The sequence below is a fragment of the Paenibacillus sp. MDV22-iso6 genome, from assembly GCF_058408365.1.
The window spans coordinates 108,100-126,984 of record NZ_JBZVDZ010000014.1; the positions used below are offsets into that span (position 1 = coordinate 108,100).

Sequence of the window (18,885 nt, forward strand, 5' to 3'; positions counted from 1 at the left end):
TATCTATAAAAAACATCGTCATATTCATAGTTGTACGTACATATTTTATCATGATTCGAATGGAATGGCTATGTAACAGCCAGTTTTACAAAATAAACCGTACAATTCCCATCCTTAAACAGAAATGTGTACCCTACAAAATAACCTTTTAAGCACAGAAATGAGATCGTTTAGACGTTATATCTCAACTAATGTAAGTATAACTATTATATATTATTGACAAATGTACGTACAAAAAATATACTAAGGCTGTCAGAAAAGGAAAGCGCATTCTTTTCAATAAACCGAAATATGAATCCAATTCAATCATCTTTAAGCCAATTATATTTTTACTTTTACCTAATGTGGTCAGAGAGGGGACTACGTGATCATGAGTCATGTGGATATGAAAGAAGCGATTACCAAGGGAGCCACTTCACTAGGCATCGAATTTGGATCGACGCGGATCAAGGCGGTGCTGATTGACGAACGTTTTGAGACCATCGCGTCAGGCAGTTATGAATGGGAGAACCTCCTGAAAGACGGATATTGGACGTACAACCAAGAGGATATTATCACAGGTCTTCAGACTGCGTATCGTGAGATGAAGCAAGACGTAGAGCGGAAATACGGAATCACGTTGCAAACGGTAGGTTCCATCGGATTCTCCGCCATGATGCATGGATATATCGCTTTGGATAGCGCGGGAGAACTGCTGGTACCGTTCCGGACGTGGCGTAATGCGACCACCGGGAGGGCTGCGAGGGAGCTGACGGATCTTCTACAGTTCAATATCCCGGAACGTTGGAGCATCGCTCATTTGTACCAAGCGATCTTGAACGAAGAGACCCATGTGCCTCGCATCGATCACCTGACAACTCTGGCTGGTTACATACACTTGCTGCTGACGGGCAATAAAGCCATCGGTATCGGCGATGCTTCGGGCATTTTCCCAATCGACGAGTCTACGCATAACTATCACCCATCCATGATCAAGCAGTTCGATGAACTGATCGCAAGTAAAGGTTATCCGTGGAAGGTCGAGGACCTTCTTCCCAAGGTTTACCTCGCTGGTGAGAATGCTGGTGAGTTAACCGAAGCGGGAGCCAAGCTACTCGACCCTTCGAATGATTTGCAGTCAGGCATTCCACTGTGTCCGCCAGAAGGCGATGCCGGAACGGGCATGGTAGCAACGAATAGCGTGAGGAAGCGTACGGGCAACATCTCCGTCGGCACATCCGTATTCGCGATGATCGTTTTGGAGAAGGAATTGTCCAAAGTGTATCCCGAGATCGATATGGTTACGACGCCGGACGGTAGTCCGGTAGGCATGGTGCATGCCAATAACTGCTCCAGCGATATCAACGCCTGGCTTGGATTATTCCGTGAATTTTCCGAGGCGATGGGATACGAAGTCGACACCGGCAAATTGTTCAGCGTGATGTTCAATAAGGCGTTGGAGGCTGACCCGGATGGTGGCGGTTTGCTGAGTTACGGTTATTACTCGGGTGAAAACATTACGGGCATCGATAAAGGCCGTCCATTGTTCGTCCGCTCACCGGAAAGCAACTTCAATCTGGCGAACTTCATGCGTACACATCTGTTCACAGCTTTTGGTGCCCTCAAGCTTGGCATGGACATTTTGACGAAGAACGAGCATGTGGCGATTGACAGCATTTTGGCTCATGGTGGTCTGTTCAAGACCCCTGTCGTCGGTCAGCGGATTGTAGCCGCAGCGATGAACGTGCCGGTGTCAGTCATGTCTACAGCGGGTGAAGGCGGCGCATGGGGTATGGCGCTTCTGGCTTCGTATATGATCAACAAGGATCAGCGGGAGAGTCTGGATGTGTTCCTGGAACAGAAGGTCTTCAGCGATGTTCAGGGTGAGGAAGTTGTACCGGATGCATCGGATGTCAAAGGGTTTGAAGCATTTATCGAACGCTATCGGAAGGGCCTCGCGATTGAGCAGGCGGCGGTAGATCATCTGGTAGAGGTTGTTCAAAAAGACCGCTTTTGATTACGAAGGATGCCTAGTGGCATCATCAACATCGAATATGGAATTCAGCCGAAATGTCCGTTGCTCACGTAGCTCTATCTACGCTCCGCTACTCCATTTCTAGCTTCATCCCATCTTCTCGGTACTGAAAACCGACTTTTTGAACACGCACTATTAGAGAACGGGAGGGAATAACATGTTAGAACAACTGAAAGAAGAGGTCTATGAGGCGAATCTCGAGCTGCCGAAGCACGGACTTGTGAAGTTCACATGGGGTAATGTCAGCGCGATGGATCGGGAAAGTGGTCTGTTTGTCATCAAACCGAGCGGTGTCAGCTATGACAAGATGAAAGCGAGCGACATGGTAGTGGTGGATTTGGACGGCAATGTAGTAGAGGGGGACATGAGGCCTTCTTCGGATACTGCGACACATGCGGTGCTATACAAACATTACCCGGAAATCGGCGGCATTGTGCATACTCATTCCACTTGGGCGACCATCTGGGCGCAAGCTGGTCTGGACGTACCCGTGATGGGGACGACGCATGCTGACACCTTCTATGGTGCCGTACCTTGTGCCCGTTTCTTGAACCAGGATGAAGTTGATCGCGGATACGAAGCGGAGACGGGCCGTCTCATTATTGAAACATTTGAACAGCGCGGGCTGGATGTGATGGCAATCCCGGCAGTTCTGCTTCATGGACATGCACCGTTTACATGGGGGAAAGACGCCAAGTCGGCGGTTGTAAACAGCGTCGTGCTGGAGGAAGTATGCAAAATGAACCTGTATGCGCGGCAATTGAATAACTTTGCAAAAGAACTGCCGCAAGGCATTTTGGATAAACACTATCTGCGGAAACACGGAAAAGACGCCTACTACGGACAGAAGTAATTTGGTTATGTAGCGATCGGTTGATAATAATTCAAGCGAATAAGTTGTTTGTTACTACTACCAATGAAGTTGTATCAAACTTTTACACGATAACGGAGAGTGCAGTACCAATCTGTAGAAGCGAAGCGCTCGCCTTTATAACCGGATATCATCCTTATTAAAATTGATCAAAGAAATCCGGGGATAACCAGCGATCGGAAGATGGTACTGCAATCGGAGTGGTAAGTGTAACCCATTTGTTCAACTATAAAAATGAAAAGAGGATGATTACATGTCAGCAACAGCAGCTAAACAGTTTTGGTTCGTCGTAGGTTCGCAGCATCTGTACGGGGAAGAAGCACTGGGTGAGGTTAAAGCCAACGCACAGAAAATTACGGATGCCCTCAATGCAAGCGGCGTTCTGCCATACCCGCTCGTATTGCAGGATTTGGCGGTAAGCGCAGATAAAATCACGAGCATCATGAAAGAAGTGAACTATCGCGACGAGGTAGCGGGTGTAATCACTTGGATGCATACGTTCTCGCCTGCAAAAATGTGGATTCGGGGTACGAAATTACTGCAAAAACCGTTGCTTCATCTCGCAACACAATTCAATGAAAGTATTCCATGGGCGACAATCGACATGGACTTCATGAACTTGAACCAAGCCGCTCACGGTGACCGTGAGTATGGCTTCATCAATGCACGCCTGAGAAAACAAAATAAAATCGTCGTTGGCTACTGGGAGCGTCCAGAAGTGCAGCAGCAGGTTGCGGATTGGATGGACGTAGCGGTAGCTTATAATGAAAGCTTTAACATCAAAGTTGCTCGCTTCGGTGATAACATGCGCAATGTGGGCGTAACCGAAGGCGATAAAGTAGAAGCACAGATCCAATTCGGATGGACTGTCGATTATTTCGGTATCGGCGACCTCGTGCAATACGTGAATGCCGTAACGGAGCAAGAAATCGATGATTTGATCGCTCAGTATGCAGAGTTGTATGAATTCGATTATGGCACGAACAGTAAAGAAGCTTGGGAAGCTAGCGTACGTGTACAAGCAAGTTATGAAATTGCGATCAAACGTTTCCTGGACGAGGGTGGATACAGTGCCTTCACCACGAACTTCGAAGATCTGCATGGCATGAAGCAACTTCCGGGTCTGGCTGTCCAACGCCTGATGGCTCAAGGGTACGGATTTGCCGGTGAGGGTGACTGGAAAACAGCTGCGCTGGATCGTTTACTGAAAATCATGGCCCATAACGAGAATACGGGCTTCATGGAAGATTACACATACGAGATGGCTGCTGGACAGGAAGCGATCCTGCAATCTCACATGCTTGAAGTAGATCCGACACTTGCCAGCACCAAACCGAGAATCATTGTGTCCCCACTGGGTATTGGCGATCGCGAAGATCCGGCTCGTCTTGTATTTGATGGCAAAGCAGGCGAAGGTGTCGTGGTATCCATGGCAGACTTCGGTACACATTACAAACTGCTGATCAACGAAGTATCTGCATTTGAACCGACCGTTCCAGCACCTAATCTGCCGGTAGCCCGTGTATTGTGGAATGTGAAGCCTAACTTCCAGGATGGGGTTAGAGCTTGGATCGAGAATGGCGGCGGTCACCATACCGTAGTATCTTTGAACCTGACTACGGATCAAATCGTGACCTATGCGAAATTGGTGAACCTGGAGTACGTTGTGATTAAATAGTTTTGTTAATCATGAACTTATACAAATTCTTTCCTTATGGCCGGGGGGTTCCCCGGCCCTTTGTCTTGCCGTGAGGCGCATGGTGTATGGCCTGAAACGGGTCTCATGCTCTCTCCAATACAAAGGATAACGTTAGTACCGTCGTCTACGTTCTATTTTGCTATAATAGCCCAAAGGAGGTTATCTATTAATGATACATACCCAAGAAAGTTTGCTCCACCAACTGCGCCAGCTTGGCATTGACGATCAAGGGACGCTGCTCGTTCACTCTTCCATGAAAAGCATGGGCGAAGTCGAAGGCGGTGCGGATACGGTGTTGGATGCATTGACCGAGTATATGAAGGACGGACTGCTGGTATTGCCAACGCATACATGGTCCACGATCAATGCGGACAATCCGATGTTCCACGTGGAATCCTCACCATGCTGTGTCGGTATTCTGCCTGAGCTATTTCGCAAACGACCTGAAGTAGTACGTTCTTGGCACCCTACACATTCGGTAGCTGCTCTGGGACGCGACGCCGAAGCATTTACGAAGGACGATCATCTTTTCGATACACCTTGTGCTAGAGGCTCGGCCTGGGGGAAGCTGCTCGATCGGAAGGCAACCATCCTTTTGGTGGGCGTTGATCTGAAACGGAATACGTTTATCCATGGTATCGAAGAATGGGTCGACATCCCAGGCAGATTAACGGATGAGCCTGAGATGTTACGCACGGTTTTACCCGATGGAACCGAAATTTCGGTGCCTTCTCGGAGACATTGCGGATTGTCGTGGTCGGAGCATTTTTGGAAAGTGGATGACGTTCTTGAACGTAAAGGTGCGATGCGTAAGGGGCAGCTTGGCGATGCGGTTGTCAGAGTGTGTGATGCGGCCTTGTTGACGGAAGTAATCACGAGCATGCTCCAAGATAATCCGGATTTGTTCTCGGACAATTTGCCTTTGACTACTGTACACGAATGAGGAGAGGGCCGTCCGGTGACGGAGGGCTCTACATATGTACCTGCTTGCTTCTTACGACAGCTAACAAGGTCTTCTTTCCTCCCGGTTTACATCTAAACGTTCAATTTCATTCACAAAAACGCAAAAATTGCGCAAAATTCAAACAGAGGTTGGTTGGTTTGCCATTGTATGGGCTACTCACCCCATTAGCGGTGTGATAAGATGTGGTTAAATTAACCAATAGCAATAATATAGGAATATCTTTTATAGGTTTATCGAAGATTCACATAGCGTTAAGGAATAACCCAGTTCAATACTATCCTCGTTGTCGCATGCAAAAAGGAGAAGATTCGTGAGCCCATTAGTATGGTATGATCTCTTTCTATTCGTCCTATTGTTTGGTGTATACGTATATGTTTTTGCAACGGTTAGAATTACGAACTTACATAAGGTTTACTTTTTGTTTCATGGGTTGATGATGCTCTGGCCATTCTGTCAATTTGCGAGTACGTTGACGAAGGACCCCGGCTTGCAGTTGTTCTATGTTACGTTATCTTTTGTCGCCGTTTCCTTACTAGGGAGTGGTTGGTTGCTGCTTACGATCTTCATTACGGGTGAAGCGGAGCGAATAGGCCAAAAAAAATCCTTACTATTGTTCATCCCTGCGGTTATTGGAGCGGTTGGCGTGATCCTGAACCCGTGGGGCTGGTTTGTAACTCCGCTGGAAGGCGGTTATATCGAGCGGGAATATGGACACTGGTTCTGGGTTGTCATGGCTATACTCGTGAGTTACTTTGTAACGTCCCTCTTTATTTTGTTCCGGGCACTTTATTCTTCTCGAACGTCCTCCATGATTAAAAATCAGGTGAAAGTTACGCTATGGGGCATATTCGTGCTGGCTGCTTTTGCAACAATCGACGCTCTGCTTAATGTGGTTCTAAGAGCGTATTTACCGTTCATCATTCCCGGACTGACTTCGCTGGGGATTTTCGTGTCCGACCTTTTCTTCGTCTATGTCATAAAAAGGTACAATGTGTTTGATCTGGTTTCCATCGCCCATGAGGATGTAATCAATACCATTCCTTACGGCATCCTTGTACTGGATGAGAATGAGATGATTATTGAATTGAACAAAGCCTCCCGATCCTTCATGGATCTGCATGTGGGGGATTCTTTTGATATGGAGGCATTTCTGGGTTTTGTTCGTGTAGAGGGTAGCCGCCAGAAGTTCCTGGAGGAGTATAAGCAAAAAGACAATACCTTGTCTCAAATTGAAGTACTCGTGGGGCGGGATGACATCCGTCATTATATCCTCCAAGCGTCTCCCATTGTGGATGCTGCGCGCGCACCCAGGGGTCATATCCTTACGTTCCAGGATGTCTCTCAAGAGCGCTTCTATGTCAAAGAAATGAATAGGCAGAATGAGACGCTTCAGGAGCGTAATCATGCCCTGGATCGCATTCGTCTGGAGTTGTCCGAGGCCAATCGCAAGCTGGAAGAACTCGCCCTGACGGACAGTCTGACGAACTGCTACAACCGTCGTTATCTGACCCAACATCTGAATCACGAGGTTATCACCAACATTCAATATAAAACGCCGTTTTCACTCATACTGTTGGATATTGATTACTTCAAAGCGATCAATGATCGCTACGGACATGTCATCGGGGATGAAGTGCTGCATCGCACGGCTCAGGCTGTCAAAGAATCCATTCGGAGCACCGATATTCTAACCCGATATGGCGGGGAGGAATTTATGATCTACCTTCCGCATACGGAGCATGACGTGGCTAATCAAATTGCAGAACGCGTGAGATTATCGGTAGAGTCCAACCGCATTGTAGTGGATCACGAGATTGAACAGGTGTCCATTACGATCAGTATAGGAATTTTGTCCATTGAGGATTTTGAATTGGAGCATGTACCGGATAACCCGGAGGGGTATCTGATTCAACTGTTCGCTGCGGTGGATAAGGCGTTGTATCAGGCGAAGCAGAATGGGCGTAATCGGATTGAATTTGCGGCGTTTGAACGGGGAATTGTTTAGACAGGGCTGTGAGACTATTAGGAATCCACCGGAAAATACGTTTTTTATAATGTCGCTAATTCATAAGTGAAATGGTATATTATTCAAGATAAAACGATTGTGAAAAATACAAAATGAGGGTGAATTCGTTGAGATTAGTTGGTCTAAATGTCCGTAATTTCAGAAGCATTGAATTATTAAGTCTAAAAAATTTAGGAAGCTTTAATGTGTTTATTGGTAAGAATAATGCAGGTAAATCAACAGTCATTAGTGCGATCAATTATTTCTTTAGTATGATGGATACTTCCTTGGTAACCGAAGTTTTTTCAGAGGATGACTTTAGGAATAAACAATTTAATGAAGCTATAGCAATTAGCGGATCATTAATTTTTAACACAAATGAGATAAAAATGAAAAATGATTTTTTTAATACAATGACAGAAGAATATCCACAGCTGATCGCAGCGGTTGAAAACTTGAAAAATCTAAAAGTTATTAACCTGTATACAAAGTGTTTTTGCAATGATCAATTTAGTGGGATATTTTCGTATATTGAAAAAATCACACTGTCTGATGAAAGCCCTTTTGGCTCTAATGGAATTAAAGAAACGGTTCTCTTTTCAATCGATGAAAATGGGATTAATGAATTTGTTGGGAAAGCGCTCAAAAAGAAGGATCTTAATAAACAGTATAAACAAATGAACGATGCATTGGAGAATATTGATAGTCACACCTTTAGAAGAGCTCGTGAAAGAGGAGCGATCGTGAAAATTCCGAGATATAAAGATGTTTTTGACAATTTAAACGAATTTATTGAAAAGGCAACTGATTATCAGGAGTTTAGGAGACTAATATCTGAGGAGATAGAAAGTTTGGATAAGAAGATAGGGGAAGTCGAAAATTCCTCGTACCAGAATGAATTCACTTTATTTTCAGGTGTTTCAAAACAGGTTCCAATGCATATACATAAATTATTGGAAATTATAAAAGGAACACAGATCTTAAGAGAATTACACAAAAAGGCTGAGATTGATCAAGAAGATGCAGAACAGTTGTTAAGGTTAAAAAATAAAAGAGGTAAAGGCGAAAAATACAATAACTTACAAAGAACTGTTGAAGACCTTTTAGGAGCAACAATCGGTGCTTACACAAGTGACGAAGAGGATAATACAGCTGAAATTGATATTGATGATTTTTTAGTAGATCTTAATGGCACTGGCATTAAAGAATCCCTTAGATTATTGCTAGATATAGAGTTTACTAGTCCCCAAGTTATTTTAATAGAAGAGCCTGAGGTTTATCTTCATTTCGGCCTCGAAAGAAAATTATTTTTTCATTTAGTAAGATATTCGTTAGAACACGGAATACAGATATTTACTACAACGCACTCGACTGGTTTTATAGATAGATCTGATACCAGTAACATATTTCTTATAAGGAAAGAAAATAAAAACACCTCTGCGACTTCATTGAGAGATAATGAGATTACTGAGTTGTTAAATGAACTGGGTGTCGATTTAAGTGCTGTTGTGTTTGCTAAGTTTCTATTTTTTGTTGAGGGCCCCACTGATGAATTTGTCATCAGAAGCTATATAACACAATATTATCCCCATATTTCTTACTCTGATATAGGGTTTGTACAAATGTCTGGAGTAGGAAATTACATGTATTATGCAAACGCGAATACTCTGGGTATGTTTTCTAAATATGGACTAAAAACCTTGTTTATAGTGGACAAAGACAGTAAAGGATTGGATGAAATTAAGAAATTAGTAGATAATCATCCTAAGTTTAGTAAATTAGAAGTCTTGCCAGTCAGATCTATGGAAAGTTTCTTCTTGGTGCCTGAGATTATTACGACATTTATTACTCAGAAATTAATACAGTCTGGTTCTAAAAATATATCCCCAAATATTGATGACATAAAGAATTTGTTAGATCAGTATATTGAGGAGTATAAAAGCGAAACATTTAGACTTGGTTTGAGTTGGAAATATCATAAATCTATTCATTTAAATAGGTTAATTGAACGGACTAATGTTGTTACAACTCTTGGAGAATCTATTATCCATGTCAAAGAAGGGTTAGAAGCGTTAGTCGAAATGAGCCAAAATCTATTAACTAAGTATACAGATCAAATAGAACATGAAGTTGAGGAATTTGAATCGTTGTGGCAAAAAAACAAATTAAATATAGTACCTGGAGATAAAGTTATCGATGCTATATGTAAGAAATATGGAGTGAGATACAAGAAAAAACAAAGTGATGCAGAGTTACTAACTAATTCGATTTTAGAAGAGATGTGGCCACGATCTCTTAAGGTGATAATTGATGATGCTTTGAAAAGTTGTAATTTACATGAGAAATCTAAAAATGAATTAATGTAACTATGCTATTAGTGATGTTTTTAAGTATTGGACGTAACAGGAACACCTATGGTATGGAGTTCCTGTTACGTCTTTTTTAATTGTATTCTATAATTTGTAGATGAACTTTTTTTATTATATACGGATTGTCAAGCCAAGTGCGACAGTTCCTCTGTGAAAGATTCGTGAACAGTTCTCCAGCCCAAACATTTTCGTGGTCTGTTATTAATTAGATCGAGTGAATGATCGAGATCTGTACCCTTGGGGGGGACTCTCGCAGTAAGCCATTCCCATTATCGTTGGAACCGCGTTGCCAGGAAGAATACGGAATGGCAAAATAAACGTTCAAACGAGGGGTGGTTTCCACGTTTATATAACAAGCAAACTCCTTGCCTCTGTCTGCCGTAGCCGTAAGGAAAGTGCCTTTAGGGTACTGTGAAATGACTACACCGAGTGCAATTTCCATGGACAATGCGGTACGATCAGGCATGAGAATGGCGGTATATAGACGGGTCTTCCATTCAATGGACGTGGCTACGCACCCTTACTTTTCCCCCCACCGGATACGACAGTATCCAGTTCCCAGCCCAAATGTTTTTGAACGTACTTCTTTCGGTCGCTCTGAAATCGTCCGGCCAATGGTGAATTTACCACTTGTTTCTAAGGTTTTTTGACGTTCTCCTTGTGTGCATGGTTGTTGTGGTGACTTCATTCTAAACGAATCCGGCCATGGGCCCTTTTTTATTTATTTCCAGCACAGCAGGTGTCGCACTTCATATTACAATCTGTCAGTTTTATTAATGAGGGACATCTCGCTGGATGTCCCTTTTTACAGTTAGTGTAGGGCTAATGTGCCATATCGAATATATATATTTTTTATTTCGACATATATCTACATTTTTTTTGTGAAAAATCAATTAAAATTAAATTTTTAGAAGTAGACAATTGTTATGAGCTTGAATAAGCTACACAAATTAAATTTCTACATCAACTCATATAATTTTGAGAGATTAGTGATATTGAATTAAAAGGGTGCTTATAGATTTCGGTTCAGGGAGTGTAGTTATGTAAGAGCTCGCCGTTAAAGTATGATAGATACGAAAATAATAAAGCTTAGCCCATGATCTTCACAAGTTCCACACTGCCTAGATATCTTTCTGATGAAAGGATGTGCAACTGTACAGGACACTAAATAAAAGCTTAAATCAAAAATAAGTGTTAGGGGTAGGTATTTTTGAATATTGGCCATAATAATAATTACAGAAGCCCAATGCCGGAAGAAAACTGTCCACCAGGATCTTCACAAAGTAAGGATATTGAGAAAGTTTATAGATTGGCTTTAAATAACCCACCTATAGCAGAAGATTTTCTAAGTCACATTGAATCCGGAAAGCAATATCCTCCTGGTTCTGATTGTGAAGCTGCTTCAATATCAGTATATAAAAAAATGGAGGATGTAATAAAGCAGAAAAGAAAGATTCCGGTATATAGGAAAAATGGATACATTTCTGAGGGGACAATTAAGCATAATACAGGTGTTGTCCATGAGTCAAATACAACCTCTCATGTTGATTGGTGGGTTTATAGAGGGCAAACAGTTCATCAATATTTTAAATAATGGGGAATGAATATGGACTTTAAACTGCCATTACCAATTGGTTTTTTAAAAATAATTGATGTTTACGAATACATAGATGGTCCAAAGGTATTTTCATGTGTTAGTGAATTTGGAAAAAAGTATATAGTTAATTGGATAGATACTTCCCCGACAACAGATACTTGGTTCTATGTGCCTGTTTCTAATCAAAGGCTAAGAGGTGTAAATACAGGAAAAGTATCTTTGAGAGAAGTAATCATTAATTCTGAAAGAAAAAACATTTTTCAGGTAGTAACTCCTGCCAAGGGAATAGGGGAAGTTGTAATTAGCAAAAGGAAAATCTCAAGTATTATTGAAGATGAGTTACCTGATGAGGATTCCTTTGTAGATGTAATTGTTGATGATGAGAATTTTAAATCTAGTACAACAGTAGTAAGTCAGGTGGCTAATAGTGGGCAAGTGATTAAAGAAGAATACTACAAAAGTAAAACTGAACCCGTAGAAAGAAAGCAAAACAAACAACTGAGTAAATTGCCTCCTAAAGGTGATACGAGGAAGGTAGCACTTTTTAGTAAAAGGGACGTATTGGATCTATCTTTTAATGTTAAAGGAACTCATAAGTATGAAATGGATGCTTTAATTTTAGGTTCTGCTTTGGTGTACACCCAAGAGATCGTCAACTATATGTCATTAGAAAAAAAACAGTCAGGGAGATATAAGCTTGATAGGAACCAAAGTAGTAAAAGAAAGCTTAAGGCTGTGGGACTTTATGCCGCTTCTTTTGGTATCAGACTAGAGTCTGAGGTCGAATCTGATTTACTAGGGGACACGGAATTATCTCAAACTTTACAGGAACTAATGAAACTAATTGAATCTACAGAAAATATACAAAAATTTAAAAAGTGTATAGGAAATCTTAATATAAAAGTTACGAAAATTTACTATGAATTACTTAAATTGCTTAATGAAGAAGAGATAGAACTAACCGCTGAGTGGGCTTCACCCGATTCAAAGCATAGTGTGTCACGGTTAGACCGTTCTGTAATTTCCAACGCTATTCAAGCAATTAATGAAGAAACGAAGCATGAACACAACACATTAAAAATAGCTGGTGATCTAGTAGGTATCAATGTTAGTCGTAATAAGTTTAATTTAATTACAGATAAAGATGAGCATGTTTACGGTACAATATCCAAAGCGCTCAGAGATAAAAAATTTACGGTTCCTTTGAGGGTAGAAGCGACTGTTGAAGAAACAATTGAGATTAATCTTTTATCTGGTAAAGAAACAACTTCAAATACACTTGTAGGCATTAAAGCACTTTAGATTTTCTAAAGTGCTTTATGTATTGTAGGTATTTATTATCTCTCCATAAGACAATGTCAAGAAAAGTGGACTATTTTGTATACTAAATCTAATCTACCAGCATTATTTAATTAGTTTCATTATGTTTTGATTTATAAACTGAACAGCTTGTATCTGTTCAGTATCCATTTGACTCATGCCTAAAATGAATTCATCAATTACATTTTGCTTTAATCCTGCATTTTGGTTCTCAGCAGATAGCATTAATTCACTAATCCCAATATTCAGGGCGACTAGAACCTTCTCCAAAGTATCAATGGAAAAGTTTCTTTCGCCTCTTTCTAATGATCCAATATATCTGTAATCTAACCCAGCAATATCAGCCAGCTTTTGTTGAGTAAGTCCTTTGGCATTTCGCATTGCTCTAATTCGTGTACCTATTAATTGGCGTAACTCTGACATTTGAATCACCTCATAATAAGCTTAGATAAGATGAGTCATAAAAGTCAGGTTAAAATATATAGCAATAATGGTGTTATTTACGCATTTTAAGTAGTATAATGAATGAATATCATTACCTCACAGGAGTAATTAGGAAATCATTATGCCTATACTATCAAAGGAGGGCTTCTCTTTGCGAAAATCTATCCTAAAATCACTTAAACCGGATATTATTGTTGAAATGTTGGACATGGCTGAGGCTTTTGAAAATTGGAACAAGGTAATGGAGAGGGCGGACATGTTGTATCAATGTGTGCAGTGCATTCATGAAGAGCGACAGGAGCACCGTACCAAGGGATTACCTTTACCATACATCCATACTGAGCATCCGTTGATCTATTATCACGGGTTCAGCCTCCAGATGCGAGGGTTGGCTCACCGGAAGATGGGACAGGTGGATCAGGCGCGTGCGTGTATCAATCAGTATGCAGAGCTAGGGTGGATGGAAGAGCTGGATGATGCGGGAATGCAGGTAGTGCAGGAGTTCAGGCATCGAGCGCAGGTGAATCGGTATGCGTTGGAGATTGAAACGGGGCATGCAGAGTTGTTGGAGGAGTATGTGAATTTTCTGCTAGAGCATCCAGAGACATGTATAACAGGTCTAAGAGCGATTGTGGAGGCAGCGGTTCGGTATCGTTGGCAGATTGATCGAGTTTTACATATGTTTGCGAATCAGGTTCAGGGTGTTGGTGTAAAAATAGATTCTTCAAACAACGACGATATGTACCATTACTGTTATCACCTGGCTTTGTACGAACAAAGGATGGGAAGGAGAAAGAAAGCGGTGGAGTTCATTTTGCAGGCAATCAGATTAGCGGATGAGCTAGAGATGAATCGGTATTTCAAAAAATGCGCAGCACTAATGGAATCGTTGCGGGAAGATGCGACGGGGGAGCAGATTAGGCGGTATCGGACGTTTTTGGAGGAGATAGGGTAATGGGGTTATTTGCTGGTGATAAGTGCTTTGAAATGGGTAAAGGCATATAGGACCATAGCACCGATGAGGGGTATAGCTTATGTTTTTATCATGGTGAAATCAGGATGTTAGCCGGATGGCCTGTATTATAAACTTCTGCTAACATAGGTTAATCATATTTTAAATGAGCGGAGAAACGTATGAGTACAATCAAAGTAACCCCTGAACAACTGCATCACGTATCAAATCAGGTGGATCAGGCCAGACAACAGTTGGAGAGTATACGGGGTGATCTGACGAGACAGATCATGTTCATTCAGATGATGTGGATGGGTGCGACGCAGGAGCGATTTTACTATGAGTTTGAGCAATCGCGCCCTATACTGGATAAAGCGCTGGAGAGTATGGTGAGTACATCCAAGGAATTGAAGGACATCGCTACGCGCTTCCAGGATGCAGATGCTCAGTTGGTAAGTCTGGGTGGTGCAACTGGAGCAGTCGGTGCCGCAGCAATCATGACCAATTCAGCAGGTAATTCAAGCTCGGGTGATAAGGGATATCGGATGGCACAAATCAATATGTTTGGAAAGTGGGTGTGGATGCCTGTCAACGAGGATGGTGATGCGGATCAGGCTGCCCTTCAGGCGTATGAGAAGGATCATGGACATCTGGATGTTAATCGCATGGAAGGTGTGAAGGTTGAACCACCTGGGGATGATATATTCACACTACAGATCAAGGCATTCCAGAACGGAATACATCCCTATACAGGAGAAACTGTCTCTGATTCTTATGCTCGAACCATGGTTACCTCTCTAAAGTTTGCCCAAGTGTTTATGGCGATTCAGATGGTTCGTGGGAGTGTTCCGGGAGGCAAGGGTCCATTTCGCTTACCATCATCTAGTCCAGCCGTGGCGAAAATTAAGAAGAATATAGAGGCTGCTAAGGCGAAGAGTGATAAGGCACAGACTGTTGCTTCTGTGAATACACAAAAGATTACAAATAGCGGAACTATAGTTAAGGAAAAGAGCAAAACAACGTACACTAACCGTGCTGGCGCTGAACTCACATGGGTAGATCAGCATCCAAAGAATATTAATCGGGATGTTGATAACTTTTTGGGTAGCTCCAACATTGGTAAAGCAACGGAAGCAAAGGTTGCTAATTTTGTAAGAGACGAAACAGAAATCGTTGGATTTGGATTAAAGGTATTAAAAAAAGATGGTCAACCTGCCGGAGATTTAGATGTTGTTACTAATGATGTAATAATTGAAGTGAAGGCTTCCATTAAAGCTGTAGACTCTGAGCAATTTTTGAAAATGACTCAGCGCGATCATCCTGATTTCTTCAATCCTGAGAACAAAAAAGTTATCCTATATATCGATAAACCCTTAAATAAACTAAGAGATGAGCATGAGAGCATGTTAAAAGATATTAAGTCTTATGGCGTTACCGTCGTCAATTCGTTGGAAAAATTAAAGGAGGTAATAAAATAAAATGGGAACCACTGCATTTTTCTTAACGGAGCGTGAGAAGTATACGCCAGAAAAATTTTTATCCGACACCATGATTGCGGTGTTTAACTCCGACAACCGACTTTTATTTGATAATCATAAAAATCTTGAAAACGGAATATTTTCTTCTACAACGTTGAATATACTGGCTCATTCCTATAATAGTGAGGAGAATAATCATCAATTCATTATGTATGTGAAGGCAAAAGAAAATAAGAGTGTAATATTCAGTGACTATGAAGATCTTGATTTAGATCCTAATTACGAACTCATTCGAGTGGGGACAATAGAGGAAGTGTTTGGAGCAGAAGGGGTCATTCTTAGTTTTGTTTATGAATATCTGAATCTTAATAGATCGGACTATTTTTGGGTGGCTGATTACGATTGGGTCTACACCTGGGAAGATATACAAAAGATACATTCAATGACTTATGACTCTGATTGGTGCTATAAAGATCCGAAGATGATTTAATATTACAAATAGAGCTGAACCTTTTGTTCTATCTTTGAATAATAAGTTAATCCTGCCAGCGGGAGATTGGAATGAATGAACAAACCAATTAAAGAGATATACTCACTAAATCAAAATATTCAGACAGAGGAATCTGAGTATCCTTTGGATCAGTGGTACAACAGACTTATCGATAAAACAATAGATGAGATAGAATTAGAAGATGTTAGTAGAATGCTAGCTCAAAATGTTTTTATGGATCTTGGTATAAAAAAAGCTTTGGAAATTTTAAAAGGTGATCCACTTGCTGGGGAAATGTATGATGGTCATTTATTAAAAATACTCTACTCGATTGAATTAAATCAATTTGAAGATGTATCACAGCTTGCATCTTTGCTCCAGGATATTAACAGAAACCTGTCTAATATTGAATGGGCTGATGAAGAGGATCAGGAAGAGTATACTGAGTTGTTGACTAATTTCATGAAGAAATTAGAACTGTATCAGGGATAACATCAGAGATTAGCATCTTGATCTTTTTTTAGGACGAATTATTAAAGGCAAAGGTACCAGCATACTCACCTTTCAGAGACAATTCAGGCCACGCAACCAGAATTGTCTCTTTTTATTGAACAAATTAATCTTTCAGCCCTATAACCGGGTTATCTATCTGACATAAACTAGCGTATACTGATGGAATAGCAAATATCTTCAAATTGCATATTTAAATTGATCCATATTATTGATACACTAGATCAAGGTTATATCATTCAGAGAAGGGGCGGGCCTGTTCAAGAATGGGGCTTGCTGCAATGCCAAATCGATAACGCTTACATCCTTTTGGCAAATATAGGATATAAGGACGGTAGACATGAGCCAGGGACAAACGAGTACAGATGTTATCTTGATTGGTGCCGGAATTATGAGTGCAACTTTGGGAACTTTGCTTAAACAATTGGCACCAGACTGGAATATTAAGGTTTTTGAGAAGCTCGCCAGTGCGGGGGAGGAAAGCTCCAACGAATGGAATAATGCCGGAACCGGGCATTCAGCATTGTGCGAACTTAACTATACCGTTGAACGACCAGACGGATCCGTAGATATTAGCAAAGCCATTAAGGTGAATGAGCATTTTCAAATCTCAAGGCAATTTTGGTCCTATCTCGTCAAAAGCAATCTGATTCGTAATCCGCGGGACTTCATTATGCCGCTCCCTCATTTGAGTTATGTACATGGAGAGCAGAATGTCCTGTTTCTAAAAAGACGCTTTGAAGCGTTATCGAAACATCCGTTATTCGTTGGCATGGAATTCTCGGATAATAAGAAAAAACTGGCGAAATGGATTCCGCTGATGATGAAAAACCGCACGGGCAATGAACCGATTGCAGCCACCAAAATTGACTCCGGTACGGACGTTAACTTTGGTGCTTTAACGCGTATGCTAATGGAACACTTAAAGAGCCAAAACGTGGATATCCACTACCAACATAGCGTGAAGAATATGAAACGCACAAGCAATGGATCTTGGGAATTAACAGTGAAAGATCTGGGCAGTGGTGCTGTTAAGCGCCACACAGCGAAGTTTGTGTTTATTGGGGCAGGGGGCGGCAGCTTACATTTGTTGCAAAAATCCGGCATTCCTGAAGGTAAACATATTGGCGGTTTCCCGGTTAGCGGCATCTTCATGGTGTGCAAAAATCCGAAAGTCGTGGAACAGCATCATGCCAAAGTATATGGAAAAGCTTCGGTGGGTGCTCCGCCAATGTCTGTTCCGCATTTGGATACCCGATTTATTGAGAATCAGAAGTCGCTGCTATTTGGACCGTTTGCCGGGTTCTCGCCAAAATTCTTAAAAACAGGTTCCAATGCCGATCTGATTACTTCCGTGAAGCTGCACAATTTGCTCACGATGCTCGCGGCAGGCGTCAAAGAAATTTCACTAACCAAATACCTGATCCAACAACTCATGTTATCCAAGGAACAACGCATGGCCGAATTGCGTGACTTTGTTCCAGATGCCAAGAGCGAGGATTGGGATATGGTACTGGCGGGCCAGCGTGTGCAGGTGATTAAGGACACGGCTCAAGGCGGCAAAGGAACTCTTCAATTCGGCACGGAGGTAGTCACTGCGGCGGATGGCTCGATTGCAGCATTACTCGGAGCTTCACCGGGTGCTTCAACTGCTGTTCACGTGATGCTGGAGATTCTCCAGAAGTGCTTCCCGCAGCATATGGATGCCTGGGAACCAAAGATCAAGGAAATGGTTCCTTCCTATGGCGAATCACTGGTTGACAATCTTAGTCTTCTAAACCAAGTACATGCTTCAACCGCTCGGGTGCTTGGGCTGACAGCTGAGAAATCAGTCGTTCGGATGTAACGAGATATATGCGGCCTGATCTATAGTAGGTGCGATAAAGAGCTAAGCCGGCTAAAACCGTGCTTAGCTCTTTTTTATGTACCATTAGTGTATGCCGCCCTCCAGAACTACTCTATGCAAGTCGGAGAATTCACCCTTAGTTATTCAGTCGTAATACTTTCGCCCTGTTGGGAGATCGTGGAATCTGAGATGATGGGTTCATCAAAGGTTCGGGTCACAAGCTTCGGACCTTTGGCCTTCAGGCTAGGGCGATCCTTCCTTCTAATTCATTGGCGAACTTAGGGTTGCCGCTTTCCTGAAGATCTCAATTCAGAGAGGAGGCGTCC

14 protein-coding genes and 1 pseudogene are annotated in these 18,885 nt (G+C 42.0%); 13 read left to right on the top strand and 2 right to left on the bottom strand.

The genetic code is table 11. From position 1 onward, the window contains the following. Positions 1-370 precede the first annotated feature (370 nt). From AC4PM4_RS28600 to AC4PM4_RS28625, 6 genes are all read left to right on the top strand, one after another. Positions 371-1,996, top strand: coding sequence for a xylulokinase (locus tag AC4PM4_RS28600; protein WP_491615130.1), 1,626 nt, complete (start codon positions 371-373; stop codon positions 1,994-1,996). Between the two features lie 175 nt (positions 1,997-2,171). Next, on the top strand, positions 2,172-2,867 hold the full coding sequence (locus AC4PM4_RS28605) for an L-ribulose-5-phosphate 4-epimerase (RefSeq protein WP_063565793.1): 696 nt from the start codon (positions 2,172-2,174) through the stop codon (positions 2,865-2,867). A 271-nt stretch (positions 2,868-3,138) separates the two neighbouring features. Continuing rightward, positions 3,139-4,563: an L-arabinose isomerase gene (araA, locus tag AC4PM4_RS28610; protein WP_491615132.1), complete on the top strand. Its 1,425-nt coding sequence runs from the start codon at positions 3,139-3,141 to the stop codon at positions 4,561-4,563. 190 nt (positions 4,564-4,753) lie between these two features. Continuing rightward, positions 4,754-5,527: an AAC(3) family N-acetyltransferase gene (locus tag AC4PM4_RS28615; RefSeq protein ID WP_063565795.1), complete on the top strand. Its 774-nt coding sequence runs from the start codon at positions 4,754-4,756 to the stop codon at positions 5,525-5,527. A 331-nt stretch (positions 5,528-5,858) separates the two neighbouring features. After that, positions 5,859-7,553, top strand: coding sequence for a histidine kinase N-terminal 7TM domain-containing diguanylate cyclase (locus AC4PM4_RS28620; protein WP_491615133.1), 1,695 nt, complete (start codon positions 5,859-5,861; stop codon positions 7,551-7,553). 128 nt (positions 7,554-7,681) lie between these two features. After that, complete coding sequence (locus AC4PM4_RS28625; RefSeq protein WP_491615135.1) at positions 7,682-9,919, top strand: ATP-dependent nuclease; 2,238 nt, start codon at positions 7,682-7,684, stop codon at positions 9,917-9,919. 128 nt (positions 9,920-10,047) lie between these two features. Here AC4PM4_RS28625 and AC4PM4_RS28630 read toward each other — a convergent pair. Beyond that, a pseudogene (locus AC4PM4_RS28630) lies at positions 10,048-10,583 on the bottom strand (IS30 family transposase); the annotation flags it as partial. 549 nt (positions 10,584-11,132) lie between these two features. Here AC4PM4_RS28630 and AC4PM4_RS28635 point away from each other — a divergent pair. Further along, positions 11,133-11,516 carry a hypothetical protein gene (locus AC4PM4_RS28635; protein ID WP_491615136.1) on the top strand — a complete coding sequence of 128 codons (384 nt, stop codon included), beginning with the start codon at positions 11,133-11,135 and terminating at the stop codon, positions 11,514-11,516. A gap of 6 nt (positions 11,517-11,522) precedes the next feature. Beyond that, the gene (locus AC4PM4_RS28640) at positions 11,523-12,821 is read left to right on the top strand and encodes a DUF6575 domain-containing protein (RefSeq protein WP_491615137.1); all 1,299 of its coding nucleotides are present in this window, start codon (positions 11,523-11,525) and stop codon (positions 12,819-12,821) included. 102 nt (positions 12,822-12,923) lie between these two features. Here the strand turns inward: AC4PM4_RS28640 and AC4PM4_RS28645 are convergent, their stop codons facing one another. Then, on the bottom strand, positions 12,924-13,262 hold the full coding sequence (locus AC4PM4_RS28645; RefSeq protein ID WP_491615139.1) for a helix-turn-helix domain-containing protein: 339 nt from the start codon (positions 13,260-13,262) through the stop codon (positions 12,924-12,926). 172 nt (positions 13,263-13,434) lie between these two features. On the opposite strand from AC4PM4_RS28645, the gene AC4PM4_RS28650 reads away from it, so the two are divergent. The 5 genes from AC4PM4_RS28650 (at position 13,435) to AC4PM4_RS28670 (ending at position 18,559) form a co-directional block, all read left to right on the top strand. Next, entirely contained in the window at positions 13,435-14,238 is an 804-nt protein-coding gene (locus AC4PM4_RS28650) for a DNA-binding protein (protein WP_491615141.1), read from the top strand. Between the two features lie 179 nt (positions 14,239-14,417). Further along, the gene (locus AC4PM4_RS28655; protein ID WP_491615142.1) at positions 14,418-15,713 is read left to right on the top strand and encodes a WXG100 family type VII secretion target; all 1,296 of its coding nucleotides are present in this window, start codon (positions 14,418-14,420) and stop codon (positions 15,711-15,713) included. A gap of 1 nt (position 15,714) precedes the next feature. Continuing rightward, a complete protein-coding gene (locus AC4PM4_RS28660; RefSeq protein ID WP_491615143.1) occupies positions 15,715-16,203 on the top strand; it encodes a hypothetical protein in 489 nt (162 codons plus the stop codon). 75 nt (positions 16,204-16,278) lie between these two features. Beyond that, on the top strand, positions 16,279-16,695 hold the full coding sequence (locus AC4PM4_RS28665) for a contact-dependent growth inhibition system immunity protein (protein WP_491615145.1): 417 nt from the start codon (positions 16,279-16,281) through the stop codon (positions 16,693-16,695). Positions 16,696-17,053: 358 nt separating this feature from the next. Next, entirely contained in the window at positions 17,054-18,559 is a 1,506-nt protein-coding gene (locus AC4PM4_RS28670; protein WP_491615146.1) for a malate:quinone oxidoreductase, read from the top strand. Positions 18,560-18,885: the final 326 nt, after the last annotated feature.